This window comes from Petrotoga halophila DSM 16923 (assembly GCF_002924615.1).
In genome coordinates this window covers 13,603-30,214 of record NZ_JALY01000131.1, presented here as the reverse complement: position 1 = coordinate 30,214, position 16,612 = coordinate 13,603, and the positions used below count along the sequence as shown (strand labels likewise).

General features: G+C 34.5%; 19 protein-coding genes. 9 read left to right on the top strand and 10 right to left on the bottom strand.

Features of this window, described 5'->3' with window-relative positions; all coding sequences use genetic code 11:
* Positions 1-7: 7 nt before the first annotated feature.
* The 10 genes from ndk to AA81_RS06190 form a co-directional block, all read right to left on the bottom strand.
* The gene (gene ndk / locus AA81_RS06235) at positions 8-454 is read right to left on the bottom strand and encodes a nucleoside-diphosphate kinase (protein ID WP_012208733.1); all 447 of its coding nucleotides are present in this window, start codon (positions 452-454) and stop codon (positions 8-10) included.
* A 15-nt stretch (positions 455-469) separates the two neighbouring features.
* Positions 470-1,558 (bottom strand): ABC transporter permease, encoded by a 1,089-nt coding sequence (locus AA81_RS06230; protein ID WP_169999637.1) that lies wholly within the window; start codon positions 1,556-1,558, stop codon positions 470-472.
* Complete coding sequence (locus AA81_RS06225; RefSeq protein WP_103064916.1) at positions 1,545-2,711, bottom strand: LCP family protein; 1,167 nt, start codon at positions 2,709-2,711, stop codon at positions 1,545-1,547. Before AA81_RS06225 ends, AA81_RS06230 begins: the two co-directional genes overlap by 14 nt.
* Before the next feature lie 7 nt (positions 2,712-2,718).
* Complete coding sequence (locus AA81_RS06220) at positions 2,719-3,429, bottom strand: hypothetical protein (RefSeq protein ID WP_103064915.1); 711 nt, start codon at positions 3,427-3,429, stop codon at positions 2,719-2,721.
* A gap of 92 nt (positions 3,430-3,521) precedes the next feature.
* Positions 3,522-4,823: a cyclic 2,3-diphosphoglycerate synthase gene (locus AA81_RS06215; RefSeq protein ID WP_103064978.1), complete on the bottom strand. Its 1,302-nt coding sequence runs from the start codon at positions 4,821-4,823 to the stop codon at positions 3,522-3,524.
* Between the two features lie 17 nt (positions 4,824-4,840).
* Entirely contained in the window at positions 4,841-6,061 is a 1,221-nt protein-coding gene (locus AA81_RS06210) for an arginine deiminase (protein ID WP_103898553.1), read from the bottom strand.
* Positions 6,062-6,113: 52 nt separating this feature from the next.
* Positions 6,114-6,995, bottom strand: coding sequence for a pyridoxamine kinase (locus AA81_RS06205; RefSeq protein ID WP_103898552.1), 882 nt, complete (start codon positions 6,993-6,995; stop codon positions 6,114-6,116).
* Between the two features lie 12 nt (positions 6,996-7,007).
* Positions 7,008-7,928 carry a pseudouridine-5'-phosphate glycosidase gene (locus tag AA81_RS06200; protein ID WP_103898551.1) on the bottom strand — a complete coding sequence of 307 codons (921 nt, stop codon included), beginning with the start codon at positions 7,926-7,928 and terminating at the stop codon, positions 7,008-7,010.
* Between the two features lie 79 nt (positions 7,929-8,007).
* Entirely contained in the window at positions 8,008-8,931 is a 924-nt protein-coding gene (locus AA81_RS06195) for a carbohydrate kinase family protein (protein WP_103898550.1), read from the bottom strand.
* Between the two features lie 11 nt (positions 8,932-8,942).
* On the bottom strand, positions 8,943-9,794 hold the full coding sequence (locus AA81_RS06190; RefSeq protein WP_103898549.1) for an aldo-keto reductase family protein: 852 nt from the start codon (positions 9,792-9,794) through the stop codon (positions 8,943-8,945).
* A 278-nt stretch (positions 9,795-10,072) separates the two neighbouring features.
* Between AA81_RS06190 and AA81_RS06185 the strand changes: the two genes are divergently transcribed.
* The 9 genes from AA81_RS06185 to AA81_RS06145 are packed head-to-tail and all read left to right on the top strand — an operon-like array spanning position 10,073 to position 16,591.
* Complete coding sequence (locus AA81_RS06185) at positions 10,073-10,558, top strand: Na+/H+ antiporter subunit E (protein ID WP_103898548.1); 486 nt, start codon at positions 10,073-10,075, stop codon at positions 10,556-10,558.
* Positions 10,555-10,806 carry a monovalent cation/H+ antiporter complex subunit F gene (locus AA81_RS06180; protein WP_041534061.1) on the top strand — a complete coding sequence of 84 codons (252 nt, stop codon included), beginning with the start codon at positions 10,555-10,557 and terminating at the stop codon, positions 10,804-10,806. The genes AA81_RS06185 and AA81_RS06180 overlap by 4 nt, the downstream gene beginning before the upstream one ends.
* Positions 10,803-11,141: a monovalent cation/H(+) antiporter subunit G gene (gene mnhG, locus AA81_RS06175; protein WP_012208721.1), complete on the top strand. Its 339-nt coding sequence runs from the start codon at positions 10,803-10,805 to the stop codon at positions 11,139-11,141. The genes AA81_RS06180 and mnhG overlap by 4 nt, the downstream gene beginning before the upstream one ends.
* Entirely contained in the window at positions 11,134-11,379 is a 246-nt protein-coding gene (locus AA81_RS06170; protein ID WP_012208720.1) for a Na(+)/H(+) antiporter subunit B, read from the top strand. The genes mnhG and AA81_RS06170 overlap by 8 nt, the downstream gene beginning before the upstream one ends.
* The gene (locus AA81_RS06165; RefSeq protein ID WP_103898547.1) at positions 11,379-12,104 is read left to right on the top strand and encodes a Na(+)/H(+) antiporter subunit B; all 726 of its coding nucleotides are present in this window, start codon (positions 11,379-11,381) and stop codon (positions 12,102-12,104) included. The genes AA81_RS06170 and AA81_RS06165 overlap by 1 nt, the downstream gene beginning before the upstream one ends.
* Complete coding sequence (locus AA81_RS06160; RefSeq protein WP_103898546.1) at positions 12,101-12,436, top strand: sodium:proton antiporter; 336 nt, start codon at positions 12,101-12,103, stop codon at positions 12,434-12,436. The genes AA81_RS06165 and AA81_RS06160 overlap by 4 nt, the downstream gene beginning before the upstream one ends.
* Positions 12,429-13,850 (top strand): complex I subunit 5 family protein, encoded by a 1,422-nt coding sequence (locus AA81_RS06155; protein WP_103898545.1) that lies wholly within the window; start codon positions 12,429-12,431, stop codon positions 13,848-13,850. Before AA81_RS06160 ends, AA81_RS06155 begins: the two co-directional genes overlap by 8 nt.
* A complete protein-coding gene (locus AA81_RS06150; protein WP_103079409.1) occupies positions 13,851-15,692 on the top strand; it encodes a proton-conducting transporter transmembrane domain-containing protein in 1,842 nt (613 codons plus the stop codon). It abuts the gene before it with no gap.
* A complete protein-coding gene (locus AA81_RS06145; RefSeq protein ID WP_103079408.1) occupies positions 15,689-16,591 on the top strand; it encodes a respiratory chain complex I subunit 1 family protein in 903 nt (300 codons plus the stop codon). Before AA81_RS06150 ends, AA81_RS06145 begins: the two co-directional genes overlap by 4 nt.
* The last annotated feature ends 21 nt before the right edge of the window (positions 16,592-16,612 follow it).

Below are 16,612 nucleotides of genomic sequence, written 5' to 3'. Positions count from 1 at the left end.
TTGATGTTTACAACTCGTTTTCAAACCCGCATAGATATTCAAAAATCTCATTTTCTTCAAAGAAAATTTTCCACTCTTGTTCAGCACTTTGAATCGAATCTGAGGCATGTACAATGTTCTTTCTGACACTTATCCCAAATTCTCCACGAATGCTTCCTGCTTGAGCTTTTAGGGGATCCGTTTCACCGTTTATACTTCTAACAGCTTCAATAACCCTTGGGCCTTCTATAATCATAACAACCACAGGTCCAGATAGTATGAATTCTATCAATGGTTGATAAAAATCCTTACCTTGGTGTACTTTGTAGAGCTCTTCAGCTTGTGCTTTTTTCATCTTTATCATCTTCATAGCAACTACTTTTAGGCCTTTTTGTTCATATCTTTTGATTATTTCACCAATTAGTCCTCTTTTAACAGCGTTAGGTTTTATCATCACAAATGCTTTTTCCGCCAAATTAAGCTCCCCCTTCTATTCATCTTTTAAAGATTCGACAATATTGAAGCTCGCTGCTCGCCTTGATGCGACATAACTAAAAAAAATGGATACAAAACTGTTTATTAAAAAGGCTATCAAAAAAGAGCTGGCTGTTATCTTAATGGGTAAATATTCCACATAAAAGAGGCCTTCGGGTAATGGGATCTTTAAAATAATTAGAAACCAGCAGGTTAAAACACCGGCAATAACTCCAAGTACAAATCCTACTAGAGATATTAAAAAAGTTTCTAAGATAAAAATAGTAGTTACTTGTCTTCTTTGAAAACCAAGAGCCCTTAAAATAGCTATCTCTTTCTTTCTAGTAAAGACAGAGAAAGAAACCGAGTTTGATATACTGAATCCAGAAATCAAAAGAATGAAAAAAGTTATCATAAAAGCTATCAAGCTATCAAATTGGACTGCCTTAGCCAAAGTTTCATTGGACTCTTCCCAAGTGAGGGCGGAGTAACTAGAAAGATATTTTTCTTTAAATTGTTGAGCCTTGTTTGGATTTTTTAAAAAAATGCCGGTATATTCTTTTGAGTTTGAATTTTGAGACAATATGAAAGTTGAATCGTACGAATATACCCCAGAATCGAATATTCCTGTAATGGTACTTTCTTGGAAAATCGGTAATAGGCCCTTTGTTCTAACAGTTATTATGGTATCACCAATTTCAACATTGAGATTATTCGCTAATTTATTTCCTAATATAAGCCCGTCGGTACCCTTTTCCTCATTTATAAATCCTTCATAGATTGATAGATCATCCAATTCCATAAGCTGAGAGAAGGCAATTTTAGATTGGTTTATAACTGCTACAGAGGAGATGTTGAAATTTACAATTTTGTCTATTTCTGATGAGTTTTGAGTGTAATTTCCTCTAACAACTAGATGAGGATAAAAATTAGTTATTGAATCTATTAACAAGCTATCGAAACCATTTATTATTGAGGTAACTACTATAATACCCCATACCCCTATTATCATAGCGATGAGTGAGAATTTAAAGTTTTTTTTCGACCTTGTGAAAAAAGAAATAGCCAAAAGTAAAACCGGATTATTTCTTTTACCACCTTTCATTGAGAACCACCAGAGCATCGTAATCCGTTGGATCGTTCAAATTTTCTGAAATAAAATCTATCAACTGGAAATATTTGTACTTATCTTCTATTTCGATGAAATTTGTTCCGAACGTCTCTTTCAAATCTGCCTTTATCTTTTCCTTAGTTTCTTCTTCGACGTTCCTAAAAAAAACATATGAATATTGGTCACTTAAACCATCAAAAGTTTCATCCAACACCTTAATCTGATACCCCGGTTTTTTCCATACGTCAAAAACATATGTATAAAAATTATATAATTTACTAGAAAAATTTTTGGTTATGAGAATTTTTGGTTTATCATTGCTTTGGTCAGAATATGTTTCAAAGGTTTTCAACTTGTATTGAATTTGGGGTATTTTACTTTCATCAACAACTACATAGCTATCTTTGATTAGATAGGGGAATGAGATAAATTCCATCTGGGCATCCTTCGCTTGGTTATACAAAAAAAGTAGATCTTGGATTTCAAAAGAATTAATCGTGTCAGATAAACCTATATTAATAGCTTCAAGGAGTTTATTTATTCCAGCAGATTGAACTTCATCCAATAAAGCCAATACAACATTTTTTTGACGTTCCATCCTTCCTAAATCTCCCGATGTATCTCTATACCTTACATAATATAACAATTCTTCACCGTTTAACTTATTATACCCTTTTTTAAAATCTATGTGTAAATTTTGATGGTAATCTGAGTAACTCATATCTGATTCTATGTATATATCTATTGGAGCAAACAAGTCACCAATACTTTTAAATATAGAATAATCAAAAATTATGTAATCTGAAATCTGAACACCGCTTAATTTTTCGACCTCTTCTTTTAGCCTGTCTATGCCGTAAATTTCATAAACAGAGTTAATTCTTCTTTCACTTTGATCGATACTGATCAAAAGATCCCTTGGTATGGGTAGAAAAACGATTTTTCCTTTATCGATTCCCCCTAAGATTATGACATCAGTTCTTGTTGAACTTTCGATGTTCTCGTCCATTCCCAGGACTAAAAAATAGTAAGGAAATTCTATGGGGGATAAATCTAATTGAATATTCTTACGTAAAGGTATTATAAAACTGAGTGTCAAAAAAATCAGAAAAATGAAAGATAATATTCTTAAGATATGTATTTTCAAATAATAATCACTCCACGATCTCTTTGACCCTTTCAAAAGCCTCTACATCCGCGTATTTTCTTTCGATTGTTTGATTTGCTATATTGATTTGAATAGGTTCATTTAAAAGGAGTGGAACGGTTAATTTATCGTAATTGGTAATAGAGTACTTTGAAAAGCCATCAATGAGGGCATAAATACCTTCTTCGTCTAAATTGGTCGACCTATCGTAATTTTTGACTATATCTACGTATCCTCCCAAACTGAAAACTTGCCAAAATCTTATCTCACTATTCTTCAAAACGTCAAAAAATCCATCGATACCTTTTAAGTTGCTGCCTCCTAATTTACTTATAAACTCGTTGGCAACTTCATCATTTAGGTAGAAATAATAATTAAAATTTGAGTTAAGATCAAACAACTCCAAAAAATCGTTTGTCACTTTATCTAAATTTTCAGAAGATAGAGTAATGTAAGACTCTGGAAATGTAGTTCCATCTTCTACTTTGACTATCATTATCTTTCTGTTATCGTTCAGAACCCTTATAAAATATAGCCCATTGTCATAAGATGCTGTATAAGTTACACTGCTCGAAGCTGCTACAGGATTGTTGATGAATTGGTTGTATCTATATAACATGAAGCCTAAAAAAGCCGCGATTATAGCGATAATTATTATCAAGATAAGCCATATTCTTCTGCCTCTTTTTCTTTTTCCTCCAACATACACATTTGCCACAAAACACACCTCCAACATGCGAATTCCTTAGATAATTTAGAAATTAAAAAACATCAACGAGAGATGCTCTCAATGAGCATCTCTCAAAAATTTTATTTGTTTTCTAAAAAATTACTTAAAACTTCTTCTAAATCAGGTTTACCGATTTCTTGCAACTCGTAAGTTACCCTAACTGTAGGTTTTTTTATGTCCATAATTCTTGTTAGATCAATTGGTGTACCTATAACCACAACTTCGGCATCGGATTTATTGATGCTTTCTTCCAGTTCTTTTATCTGTTTTTTTCCATAACCCATTGCGGGAAGTATTTTATCAAGATGAGTATATTTCTTATAAGTATTTACTATTGAACCAACTGCATAAGGTCTTGGGTCAATTATTTCAGAAGCTCCAAACTTTTTGGCAGCTATGAAACCGGCTCCATAGGTCATTTCGCCGTGAGTTAAGGTTGGACCATCTTCAATAACAAGGCATCTCTTTCCTCTTATAATAGAAGGATTTTTGACGAACAAAGGAGACGCAGCATCGATCACTGTTGCGTTTGGATTCCATTTTTCTATATTTGCTCTTACTTTTTCAATGCCTTCCAATGTTGCTGTTTCTTCTTTATTGATAACTAGAACATCTGCCATAATAAGATTCGTCATTCCAGGGAAATAGGATACTTCATGACCGGCTCTGTGTGGATCGACTACAACGATAGATAAATCGGGTTTATAGAATGAAAAATCGTTGTTTCCACCATCCCATAATATAACATCGGGATTTTCTTCTTCCGCCTGTCTCAATATCTCTTCATAATCAACACCTGCATAGATGACAGAGTTCCTATCTATATGAGGTTCATACTCCTCTCTTTCTTCAATTGTACATTCGTGTTTATCTAGATCTTCGTAAGTGGCAAACCTTTGTACCTTTTGCTTTACTAGGTTCCCATATGGCATTGGATGTCTGATTGAAACTACTTTTAAACCTTTATTTTTTAGAATATCCAAAACTCTCCTCGTTGTTTGACTTTTTCCTGAACCGGTTCTAACGGCACAAATCGAGATAATAGGTTTTTTGGATTTCAACATAGAATTATTGGGGCCCAGAAGTTTAAAATCTGCGCCACTAGCAAGCACCAAAGAAGCCTTTTCCATTACATACGAAAACGGCAAATCGCTGTAGGATAAAACTACTTCGTCGATGTTGTTTTCTTTGATAAGATTGACTAAATTTGCTTCTGATTCTATGGGTATCCCATTGGGATACAACTCTCCAGCGAGTTCTTTGGGGTAAAGCCTTCCTTCGATATCAGGAATTTGTGTGGCTGTGAAACAAACAACTTCGTAGTCAGGATTATCGCGATAATAAACGTTGAAATTATGAAAATCTCTGCCTGCTGCTCCCATTATCAAAACTTTTTTCCTCAAGAGTATCTCCTCCTTATAAGTGGCATACTAGCACACCTAGGGCCTCCCCTTCCTCTAGATAGTTCGCTGGAGGGTATAGTTAAAACTTCTATCCCCGATTTTTCTAATTCTCTGTTGGTAATGTAATTTCGGTCGTAGGTGATAACCTTTCCGGGTTCTATTGCCAAACTGTTGGAGCCATCATTCCACTGCTCTCTGTGTGATGCTATTATATCAGCGTTTCCACATTTAATAATTTCGACATGATCTAAATTAAGATGTTTTTTTAATATGTTTTCCAAACTTTCTTCTTCTTCATAAAAATCAAATCCCTCTTTAGACTTAGTAATAATGAAAGTATCTATATCTTCTCTTAAATTTGCATGTACTAGAAATTTATCGTAATCAACCATTGTGAATATGGTGTCTAAATGCATATAAGCCCTATTATCAGGTATTATAAAAGCAATTATCTTCTCAAAGGTGTCTTTATTTTCTTTTAGAAACTTCTTAGCTAGGATTTCAACAGCTTCTGGTGAGGTTCTTTGAGAAATCCCTACCGCTAAAACTTTTTCGCTTAACACTAAGATATCCCCACCCTCTATTGGATAAGGGTAATCTTTCTCGTAATACAATGGGGTGCCTTCAAATTTTGTGTTGTATTTTATGACATATTCCATAAGCATAACTTCTCTTCTTCTTGCTGAGGTTTTCATTCTGTTCACGCAGGCACCTTTTCCCAAAATCGCCACAGGATCCCTTTGAAAATATAGATTCGGCATAGGTGGAAGGAAAAAAGGTAACTCTATATCCGCTCTTCTAACCCTCAAGGAGAAGATGTTTCTGTTAATTTCTAGTTCATCAGAACGTATACCCGATATTATAGTATCCACCATTTCTTTGGTATCTAGGGAAAACAAATAATCTTTTAAAAGAGCATAAATGAAGCTATTGTATATTTCTGAGAATTGTAAAAACTCTTTGACAAATTTTTCTTTTAAATCCAAATCATTAAGCGTTTCCGTCAACAATTCAGTAAGATACAAAACTTCTACACCGTTCTCTCTTAAAACATTTGCAAAGTAATCATGTTCTTCTTGCGCTTTATACAAAAAAGGAATATCGTCAAATAACAGATCAGAAAGATAATGAGGAGATAAATTTTCTAACTCTTTTCCCGGTCTATGTAGAAGGATTTTTTCTAATTTTCCGATTTCTGAATACACAGATAAATTCATGACTTTTAAGCACCAACCTTTTCCTTTCTAATATTATACAACAAAAACTCTTCTAAAAAATCTCATAGCTTTGTAAAAGTGTTGGGGCGTTCAAAGTATCAAGCACTTTTTCTAAAAGTATGCCTTCCCTTTGGGGATATTTATAACCATAACTAGCTTTTAAACACGTAGAAACGAATTGAGTAGCCCTGTCTATTGCCATTGGTACACTGTCTCCGTTTAAAAGACTACCAACGATAACGCTTGCAAAGGAGTCCCCTGTACCAGGGTATAAGGCTTTTATATAGTTATTGGTGATTTTCCAAAACCTATTATTTGTCCTTTCATAAGCTAATACCCCTATTTTTGATTTAGATTCATCAGGAACACTTGTTATAATAACGATTTCTGGGCCCATGTCTGACAAACGTTTTAACCAGCTTTTCAACATCTCTTCACTAATATCTTGGTCGTACTTTTCATCCAAAAGAAAACAAGCTTCCGTTAAATTTGGTGTTATTACATGAGACTTGGAAACTAGTTTTTTCATATCTTTGACCATGCCTTCAGTAATGGTAGCGTAAAGTCTCCCGTCATCCCCCATTACTGGATCAACGACTACTAGAGTTTCATTTTTCTGTGAAAAATATTGTATAAATTCCATTACAATATCGATCTGTTTTTCTGAACCTAAAAAACCACTATAAATGGCATCAAAACTCAGGTCTAATTTTTTCCAATGCGATATTATATCTTTCATATTGTCTGTTAGATCCAAAAAAGAGTAATCCTCAAACCCCCCTGTATGGGTTGATAGTATGGCAGTGGGAAGTGGGCAGACTTGAATCTCCATAGAAGATAATATAGGAATTACAACGGTTAAAGAAGCTTTTCCAAAACCTGAAAGATCGTGAATTGCCGCAACTCTTTTGATGGGTTTCTCTTTCAAATACATCATTCCTTTCCCCTAAGATAGGATGTTAAACTCTTTTGCTATTTCTGCACCAAGTTGGGCATTGTTGTAGACTAATTCAATATTTGCTTTTAAACTTTCCCCTTTTGTTAATTCGTTTATTTTTGAAAGTAGAAAGGGGGTTAATTCCTTACCTTTTATTTTTCGCCTTTTAGCCTCTTCTATTGCGTTTTCTATTGTTTTATCTATTTCCTCAAAATCCAGTGAATACTCTTTAGGAATAGGATTTGCAATAAAAATGCCCCCTTGTAGGCCCAAGTCCCACTTTGTCTTCATTATTGATGCGATTTCTTTAGGAGTTTCAACTCTATAAGGTACATTTATCCCACTTTCCCTCGAAAAAAAGCATGGAAGTTCGTCTGTTTGATAGCCAATCACTGGGACACCGAAAGTTTCCAAATATTCTTTGGTTAATTGAAGATCTAATATAGCTTTAGGTCCAGCAGATATCACCGCCACGTTGGTTTTCGCAAGCTCTTGCAGGTCTGCGGAGATATCAAAAGTTTCTTGAGCGTTTCTATGTACACCTCCTATTCCTCCCGTTACGAAGACCTTTATTCCAGCAAGTTCAGCTATAATCATAGTTGCTGCAACCGTGGTAGCGGCGTTAAAACCTTTTGCAAGGATAACGGGGAGATCCATCCTGCTTGCTTTCAATATGTTTTTGGAGGTGGCCATGAATTCTAATTCTTCTTTTGATAATCCTACTTTCATTTTGCCATCTATTATTGCGATAGTTGCTGGAACTGCTCCCCTTTCTCTTATTGTTTCTTCTACATTTTTTGCCACTTCTACATTTTGTGGATAAGGCATTCCATGAGAAATTATAGTTGATTCCAAGGCAACGATAGGTCTATTTTCTTTTAAAGCTTGGTACACTTCTTCTTTTATTTCTAAATATGGGGTTGTATTCATATTAGTTTTCCTCCAAAAGCTGTATTTTTATTGTTTTACAAACTTTCTATAGCGCCCCTCCACCCCGCAGCCCTTTTAATTAATCAAAAATTTTAGAAGATAACTCATCTGCAACTGTTTTTGGACTTTTTAGGGTAATTTGAGAGGCTTTTATTCCATATTCAATGCATTTTTCTATATCAGCATCTTCATAAATACCATAGATAAGCCCGGCAGTAAAAGCGTCTCCAGCACCATTGGCATCGACTATTTCGGAGTCTTCGACTTCATCTACAGAAAAGAAATCTGCTTTTTTAATGCGATTGTTTAAAAGGAGAACCCCCTCTTCCCCGTTTGTTACAATTAAATTAAAAATATTGGGGAATTTTTCTGAAAAAGTCTTTTGTATACTTTTATAATCAAAAAAATTCAAGTTTTCTTGTTCTCTTAAGGATTTCAATTCTGAGAAGTTTAGGGTCAGATAATCTATTTTTCCAGTTATATTTTTTAATTTTTTTACTTTTAGATTTGATACGGCGTTAAAAACTGTGTAAACATTCGTGTTTTCAAGGATTTTAAGTATATATTCTATCGTCTGAGGTTCTAAATTTGCTTCAAGAAAGACAATTTTTGATTGGAGTAACGTATCTTTGTGTTTTTTTATATAATTTATATTTATCTCATTAATAATATCCATGTCTGATATAGAGACAAACATATCTTTTTTTTCGTCTAAAATAGCCAGGTAAACACCCGTACGACGGTTATCACAAATCTTGATAAAATTAGTATTTATCTTTAGATTATCTAATTCGGCTAAAATTATTTCACCAAATACATCGTTCCCAACTGCTCCAAATAAATTAACAGGGACTTCTAATTTGCATAAATTGTGTGCAACGTTCCTAGATACACCACCAGAGGAATAAAAAATACGTCCAGGGTTTGAAGTCTTGAGAGATAATTTTTCGTAAGAAGATCCTTTGAAATCTGTATTTATTCCTCCTATTACTGATACATACATAAAATTTCTCCTCAAATGTTTTTAGGGTTAAAAACTTTTCCTAGATCTTCACAACTTTTTCGCAAATTTTCTTCTTCTTGAATATCAAGTGGTGTGAATTCGTCTGCTGCTTTTATTAACCATTCTAAAAGGTTTATGTGGCTAGAGCATAATATAGAGGTTATTGGCTTAGTAAGAGAAAATCTTATCGTTGTCTTCACTTCTTCATAACTTTCAGAAGGAATATAAAGAAGGTCCGATATCCCTTTTTCTGCATTTATCTTCGTTATCTTTTTTATAAGATTTTGTTTACTTATTACGCCAGTTCCTTTTTCCTTGGCTTTAGAAATTACTTTTCTTCCATAACCAGTGTACCAATTCATCCAATCTATGGGAAAGGTAATCGAATCAAAATCATAACTTTCTAAAAGTTGTAATGCTATGCTTTCTTTGTCTGTTGAAAACCCTATGTACTTTACTAAGCTCAAATTTTTAGCGGCAAAGAACCCCTCCAAAGCGCCTTCAGGTCCTAGAATTCTGTGAATATCCTCTTGAGTTTTTACAACAATTTGGATCAAGTCTAAATATTGAAGATTGAATTTAGCTAAGAGTTCTTTTATGTCCTGTTGTATCTCATCACTACTTTTTGAGTAAGATCTACCTGCAATAAAAAGTTTATCTCTGTACAGATTTATTGGAAAAATGGCAGTTTCGGTTTTAGGTTCGAAGGTAGGAGAAATTTCAAAAAAATTTACACCACCTAGAATAAACTTTTCTAAAAACCTTTTGATTTCATAAGCATCTTCTCTTACCAAAAGTTTTTCCAAATCCAGACCTATTATAGAGAGTTCTTCTTGTGTCTTACCCAAAATCCTTCTCTCCATATGTTGTTCCTCCTTTCAATGGTACCCCCTGGAAGGAGATCAATACTTAAAAGAAGCTATGAAAAATTGCATATTCAATTATACCATAAAAAATAAATACTATAGAAAATTAGCGATTAGGAATAATTAGAGGTAATTAAGGACGATTAAAAGCGATTAGAAAGTTGTTTTTTGATTTTGAAATTATACCAATTACTGGTATAATGTATGGGTATATTATTCACATTGTGTCAAGTATGAGTTTTTTTTCACAAACTATATAAAGTGGAGGGATTGTTGTGAAGAAGTTTGTTTCAACTTTTGTTGTTCTTCTAGTAATTTGGCTGTTTTTGACTTCTTTTAACCTTTCTGAATTGATCGTAGGGTTCTTAGTTTCAATTGTTTTAGCAGGAGTCATTGCAGGTCTTGTGGATTATGAGTTTGATCTTTCCATTGTTTACAAACTACCTTTATTTGTGGTTGTTTACGTACCTGTTTTCGTCTACAAAATGTTTTTATCAAATATCGACGTTGCAAGGAGGGTTTTAACACCAAAAATACCTTTAAACCCAGGTTTTGTGAAAATTCCTATTGATTTGAAGGGAGATGTTGGTAAGTTAACTTTAGCCAATTCCGTTACTTTAACCCCTGGGACACTAGCGATTGATTCTGATGATGAAAACCTATACATCCATTGGATAGATATAAAAGGCAAAAACGAAAAAGATTACAAAAAGCATGTTACAGGGACTTTCGAAAAAATTTTGGGGAGGATATACAAATGATAGAGATTGTCGTATTTAGCCTCATTGGAATAGGTGTGTTTTTTTCGATCTTGAGAATGATAATTGGTCCTGAAGTAACAGATAGAATCGTCTCTTTGGACACTATGAACGTCATGATCACAGGAATTATTGTTTTGCTGTCGCATATTTTTAAAAATGAAATTTATTTGGATATTGCAATAGTTTACGGAGTTCTGTCCTTTTTGGAAACGGTTGTTCTTTCCAGATATTTGGAGGCGAAAAAATGAAGGTGATCGGAGACGTTTTAATAATAATTGGAGGAATTTTCTATCTGTTGGGAGGTTTAGGGATATTCAGAATGCCGGATGTTTTCAATAGAATACAGGCAGGTACGAAAGCCACTACTTTAGGTGCGTTTTCTTTAATTTTAGGAGTTGGATTTTTAAACCCTACGTGGTTTTTGAAGTCACTAATCTTAGTCGTTTTTATGACCATCACCAATCCGGTTGGAAGTTCCGTTTTAGCTCGCGCCTCCTACTTACATGGTGCAAAAATAGCAAAATTACAAAAAGATGATTTAAAAAGTTTGTATGAGAAAGAGGAGATGAGCCAAGATGATTGAAATAATTGCTGTAATCATTGGTTTTACTATGATTCTCTTCGCTTTGATGGCAATTGAATCGAAAAAATTGTTGAATTCCATCGTTTTTTTATCTATAACATCTTTGCTCTCAGTAGTGGAGTTCATAATCATGAAAGCTCCAGATGTTGCTATAACTCAAGCTGTTATAGGTTCGGGTTTGATGACCTCGCTCTTCGTATTTACTCTGATGACTATGAAAAAGAGTGGTGAAAAATAATGAAGAAGTTTATCTCAGCTTTAATGACGCTTGCCCTTGCTTTTTTTATTTTTTCATTATTGTACGATTCAGAAAGTTTCTTTCCAAAGTACGGTGAAAGAGATTTAAATAACACCGTTTCACAAGGATACATAGAGAAAAACGTCGATGAAACCAGACCTTATCCGGAAACAGGATCGGCTAATATTGTTACCTCTGTAGTTGTTAATTACAGAGGATTTGATACCTTAGGAGAATTAACAGTCCTTTTTATTTCAGCAATGGGGGTAGCCTTGCTTTTAAATGTAGGGAAAGAAAGGATTATCTTTCGAGTAAAACCAAATTTCATTCTCAAAGCTGGTGTTCGAATTATAACAGGCATTATATTGATCGTTGGAATATATATATTCATTCATGGTCATTTAACTCCGGGTGGAGGATTCCCTGGTGGTGCTATGATAGCCTCATCGGTTTTATTGATGTACATTAGCGATGATAAATTCAAAGAGAAGATGAACGCCTTCAATGTACTTGAAGGTACCTCGGGAGTTTTGGTTATAGTCTTAGGGTTAATTGGGCTTTTTGCTTTTAATTCATTTTTATACAACTTTTTGCCTTCGGGCGAGATTGGTCAACTTTTCAGCGCAGGATTGACACCTATACTCTACGTTTTGATAGGTTTAAAGGTTGGTTCTGAATTGTCAAATATTATAGGCAACTTTTTAACACAGGGGGGAGAAGAATGATTCAGTATTTATTTTTAGCTCTGTTTTTTGTTGGAATCTACGGCTTACTCTCATCGAAGAATTTGATTAAGATGCTTATTTCACTGAACCTTTTAGAATTAGGTTTGAATTTATTCATTATATCTATTGGATACGTTAAAGGTGGTAACGCACCAATTATAACGCTTGAATCTGTTTCAAATTATGTTGATCCACTCCCTCAAGCGTTAGTGCTAACTGCTATCGTTATCGGTTTTGGAACTACCGCTTTAGGCTTGGCTTTTATTAGAAAAGTATACTTTGAAAAAGGGTCTATCGAAATAGATGAAATTAGAGGTGGTTCAGATGATTAATCCTGTACTTTTAATAGTTATCCCTCTACTTCTGGCGTTCGTTGGGGTAATGTTTAAAAACTTTTCAAAATCACTTTTGTTTTTTGGGTTGGTTTTAAACACCATCTTTGCTTTTTTTGTACAAAAAGGAAGCTACGAGCTTGGAGGTTGGCAGCCACCATTTGGTATCAACTTGTTGGTAGATAATTATTCTTTATTCGGCATAGTATTAATTAATGTTTTGTTTCTCGTTTCCTTCCTGATTGGAATAAAGAAAATTGAAAAATATTCATTGCCTTTATTGATAGCTTTAGCTGGACTCAATGGAATGGTTTTAACTAACGATTTATTCAACTTCTACGTGTTCTTTGAAATAGCCACTATTTCAGCTTATATAATCTCTACTTTGCATGGAAAGTACCATCATACTTTTAATTATTTGGTTTTAGGTTCTGTGGGATCTAGTTTGTATTTACTTGGAATAATTATAGTATACGCCGTTGTTGGAAGTCTTAACATGTCTGATTTGTCCATACACTTTTCAGAACTTTCACAAAATATTCAACTGATAGTTTCTATTTTGATTTTTTCAGGTTTAGCGGTTGAGGCAAAACTTATACCTTTTAATAGTTGGGTTAGAGGTATTTATTCTAATGTGAACACTTTGACTGCCCCATTATTTTCTGCTGTTTATGCGTCAACGGTTTTTTTGGTATTTGGAAGGTTCTTTTCCAATTTAATTACCGTTAGTGGACCTTTGTTTAATATTTTTATCGCAATTACTTTCATCACTTTTATATTTGCCGAAGCTTCTGCTACAGCAACAAAGAATATGAGAGAGATACTTACTTTCTCAAGTATTGGACAGGCAGGATTAATTACTGGACTATTTTTAATAGGTGGGGGGTACGCAGCAATTTTACAAATTATAAACAATGCCTTTGCTAAGATAGTTATGTTTTCTACCGCTGCGAACGTTTATGAGAATAATTCAAGTGATTCTATCGATCAGGCCGCTGGGATATTTAGAAAGTATCCTCTAGTAGGTTTTGGATTTACTGTTTCTGCTTTGTCTTTGATTGGTCTTCCTTTGTTCTTCGGTTTTTATGCAAAATTCAATATTATAAACACTGCTTTCAATATCAACTGGATTATTCCATTAGTAATATTGTTGGGAAGTTTGTTGGAAGGTGTTTATTATATAAGGATGCTGGTTAAACTATGGGTACCAGGTGAAGAACACGAGGAGGCAACTGAAAAGTTGACAACTAGATTTTCTATGAACAAGCTATTTGTTATAAGTGTAGTATCGGTAGTTGTTGGGTTCTTATTCATCATGGGAGGAATTTACCCAGAACTATTCGGAGATTTTGTACAGAATGTATCCGCACCTTTGAAGGAATCCTTATCTTATTTGTCAGTGGGAGTGATGTAGATGGCGTTAAACTCTCTGTTAATTACAGGTTTGTTGTTGTCGGTTTTGACTTTTTTCTTGACAAAGATAAACAAAAAGTTGGGTAGTTACTTTACCATTTTTTCAACATTGTTTGTTTTAGTTTTTTTGTTTGGATATATGAACGATGTTGGAACAGTATTTAACCTTTGGTCTTTTGGAGGATTTTCATTGCAATTGGTGAGTTCTAATTATGGTTGGTTCTTTTCCATAATAATGGTCTTAACTTATTTTCTTGTGTCTTTTTTTAATCCCTATTGGGTAGAAAAAATGGTTAATCCCGCTTCATACAATATGCTCTACGTGTTTTCTGTAGTTTCTACGTTGGGGGTGTTCTTTGCCAAGGATTTCCTTACGTTATTCATATTTTGGGAGATGGTAGTTTGGTCTTCTTTGTTTATAATCCCCCTTGGTAAATCAAGGAAGGCCTCTGTAGTTTATTATGCAATCAGTACGATTGGTTCTTTCTCAATGTTTTTTGCAATAATGTATTTATATTCACTGTTTCAAACCTTTGATATAAAAAGTATTTCACAGAATTTAATTAGCAGTCCCAATACGGCTGTAATGGCTTATTTTGTAATTATTATCGCGGGACTTGCAAAACTAGGAATTTTCCCATTTCACACGTGGCTCCCCATTGCTCATGGGAACGCTCCTCATACCTTTTCCCCGGTTCTTTCGGGAGGATTAGTTAAAATGGGAGCATTTATAGCGTTGTTGGTTAGCGCAATTATTCCTACTTCACAGATCTTTTCTAACCATATTCATATAATCGGGGTCCCTTATGAAAATTATATAATTATGGTTTTAGGTGCAATAAGCATTATAGTTGGAACCCTTATGGCAATAAAACAAGAAGATGCTAAAAGACTGATAGCTTATTCCACCGTTGCAAATGGAGGATACATATTGATCGGTATCTCGCTTTTAGATCAAGTAGGATTCGCGGGTGGAATGATGCATATTTTCAATCATGCAATGGCATCAGCTGCTATGTTTTTAACTATTGGAGCGGTAGCTTATAGAACTGGTACCACAAATATGAGTGAACTGGGTGGGATGATTAAAAAGATGCCTGTAACCTTTGCCGCTTACTTAATTGCCATAATTTCCATTGCCGGGATACCACCCACCAGTGGATTCGCATCAAAGTGGTTGATCTTCCAAGGTTTAGCGAGCGAAGGGCTTATGTTTATAGCTTTTGCCACCTTTTTTGGAAGTATAGGGTCTTTCATGTACGTTTTTAGACCTCTTGCTACTGTATTTTTAGGTCAATTGTCACCTAAGCACAACGATGTGAAAGAAGTCCCCTTTATGATGCAGATTCCGATGCTTGTGATGTCTTTACTGACAATATATTTTGGTGTGTTTCCTTCTCAAATGTTAGGATTTATTTCGAAAATCCAGGCTTCTTTGAATATTGTTCCAATAAGTGTAGAAGGCTCAAAGATATATTCCTTCAGTGGCATGTGGGATTCTTTAGTGATTACAGCCGTCTTCGTAATAGGTTTCATTATAGCCGCATTAATTTTTTACACACATAAAAAGGCTCAGCCCGTTGATCAGATGAACACTTACACTGCTGGCGAATTTATATACGATCCTGAATCTTATCATTACGCCAAAAACTATTACGCCCCTTTTGAAAGATTGTATAAAAATCATCCATCAGTGGAAAAATTTTATGATGCCATAGCTTTAAGAGTAAACGAGTTTGGCCGTCTTGTCAGAAGTTGGTTCTTTTCTTCAAACGCTTCTGTAGGTGTATTTTGGATCTCTGTGATAATAACAATAGCCTTTTTCTGGGGTGATAAAATATGAGTTATTTGATAGCCTTGATGATAGTTTTCATCGGATTTTTATGGCAAGTATCTATTGATGGTATTCAAAGAAAAGTTACGGCTAAAGTTCATAGAAGAGTGGGGCCACCATGGTATCAAACTTTTATGGATATTTTCAAAGCTCTATCAAAATCATCTATAACACATGGTTTTATTTATGATTTTGGTGTGATGATGGCTTTGGGAGGAACGATAGCCACTTTTATGTTTTTACCTTTTGGCAATATCGTGGCTTTTAATGGTCTTGATAATTTCTTTGTAGTTGTCTATTTATTAGCAATAGGTTCTCTTGGGATGGCCATGAGTGCGTCTGGTTCTGGAAACGCCTGGGCAGGAATAGGTATTATGAGGGCGTTGACTCAGATGGTTGCTTATGAAGTCCCATTTATGATAGTTGTATTCGGAATGATACACGTTTATGGTACTTCTTCACTCAGTGAATTGGCACATGTACAACAAATGAATGGGATTCTTGGATGGCATATTTTTACCATGCCCCTAGGAGCTATAGTAGCTTTCATATCCTTACTTGGTATGCTTAACAAAGTTCCATTTGATACCCCCATAGCGCCGACAGAAATAGCCTCTGGGCCTATGGTTGAATATGGAGGAAAACATTTTGGGATGTTGATGTTACAACACGAGTTCGCAACGTTAGTTGAAGTTGGATTGTTCGTGAACCTATTTTTAGGAGGAGGAAATTTAATTGAATACTTAATAAAATACTTTTTTGTTTATACCTTAGTTACACTGATATATGCTGTTTCGGCTCGTTTTAGAATAGAGAATGTTGTAACATTCTTCTATGGAGTTCCGATAGTACTGTCACTTGTTCAAGCTGCGATAGTAATTTTTACAGGACTGGGGGTGAACGTATGACAAATGAAGAGAAAATAGAAC

Bases quoted from the DNA above. Each gene is read 5' to 3' on its own strand.
- AA81_RS06230 (WP_169999637.1), bottom strand. From the start codon at position 1,558: ATGAAAGGTGGTAAAAGAAATAATCCGGTTTTACTTTTGGCTATTTCT.
- AA81_RS06215 (WP_103064978.1), bottom strand. From the start codon at position 4,823: ATGGGAGCAGCAGGCAGAGATTTTCATAATTTCAACGTTTATTATCGC.
- AA81_RS06210 (WP_103898553.1), bottom strand. From the start codon at position 6,061: ATGAATTTATCTGTGTATTCAGAAATCGGAAAATTAGAAAAAATCCTT.
- AA81_RS06205 (WP_103898552.1), bottom strand. From the start codon at position 6,995: ATGTATTTGAAAGAGAAACCCATCAAAAGAGTTGCGGCAATTCACGAT.
- AA81_RS06200 (WP_103898551.1), bottom strand. From the start codon at position 7,928: ATGAATACAACCCCATATTTAGAAATAAAAGAAGAAGTGTACCAAGCT.
- AA81_RS06195 (WP_103898550.1), bottom strand. From the start codon at position 8,931: ATGTATGTATCAGTAATAGGAGGAATAAATACAGATTTCAAAGGATCT.
- AA81_RS06190 (WP_103898549.1), bottom strand. From the start codon at position 9,794: ATGGAGAGAAGGATTTTGGGTAAGACACAAGAAGAACTCTCTATAATA.
- AA81_RS06180 (WP_041534061.1), top strand. From the start codon at position 10,555: ATGATAGAGATTGTCGTATTTAGCCTCATTGGAATAGGTGTGTTTTTT.
- mnhG (WP_012208721.1), top strand. From the start codon at position 10,803: ATGAAGGTGATCGGAGACGTTTTAATAATAATTGGAGGAATTTTCTAT.
- AA81_RS06170 (WP_012208720.1), top strand. From the start codon at position 11,134: ATGATTGAAATAATTGCTGTAATCATTGGTTTTACTATGATTCTCTTC.
- AA81_RS06165 (WP_103898547.1), top strand. From the start codon at position 11,379: ATGAAGAAGTTTATCTCAGCTTTAATGACGCTTGCCCTTGCTTTTTTT.
- AA81_RS06160 (WP_103898546.1), top strand. From the start codon at position 12,101: ATGATTCAGTATTTATTTTTAGCTCTGTTTTTTGTTGGAATCTACGGC.
- AA81_RS06155 (WP_103898545.1), top strand. From the start codon at position 12,429: ATGATTAATCCTGTACTTTTAATAGTTATCCCTCTACTTCTGGCGTTC.
- AA81_RS06150 (WP_103079409.1), top strand. From the start codon at position 13,851: ATGGCGTTAAACTCTCTGTTAATTACAGGTTTGTTGTTGTCGGTTTTG.
- AA81_RS06145 (WP_103079408.1), top strand. From the start codon at position 15,689: ATGAGTTATTTGATAGCCTTGATGATAGTTTTCATCGGATTTTTATGG.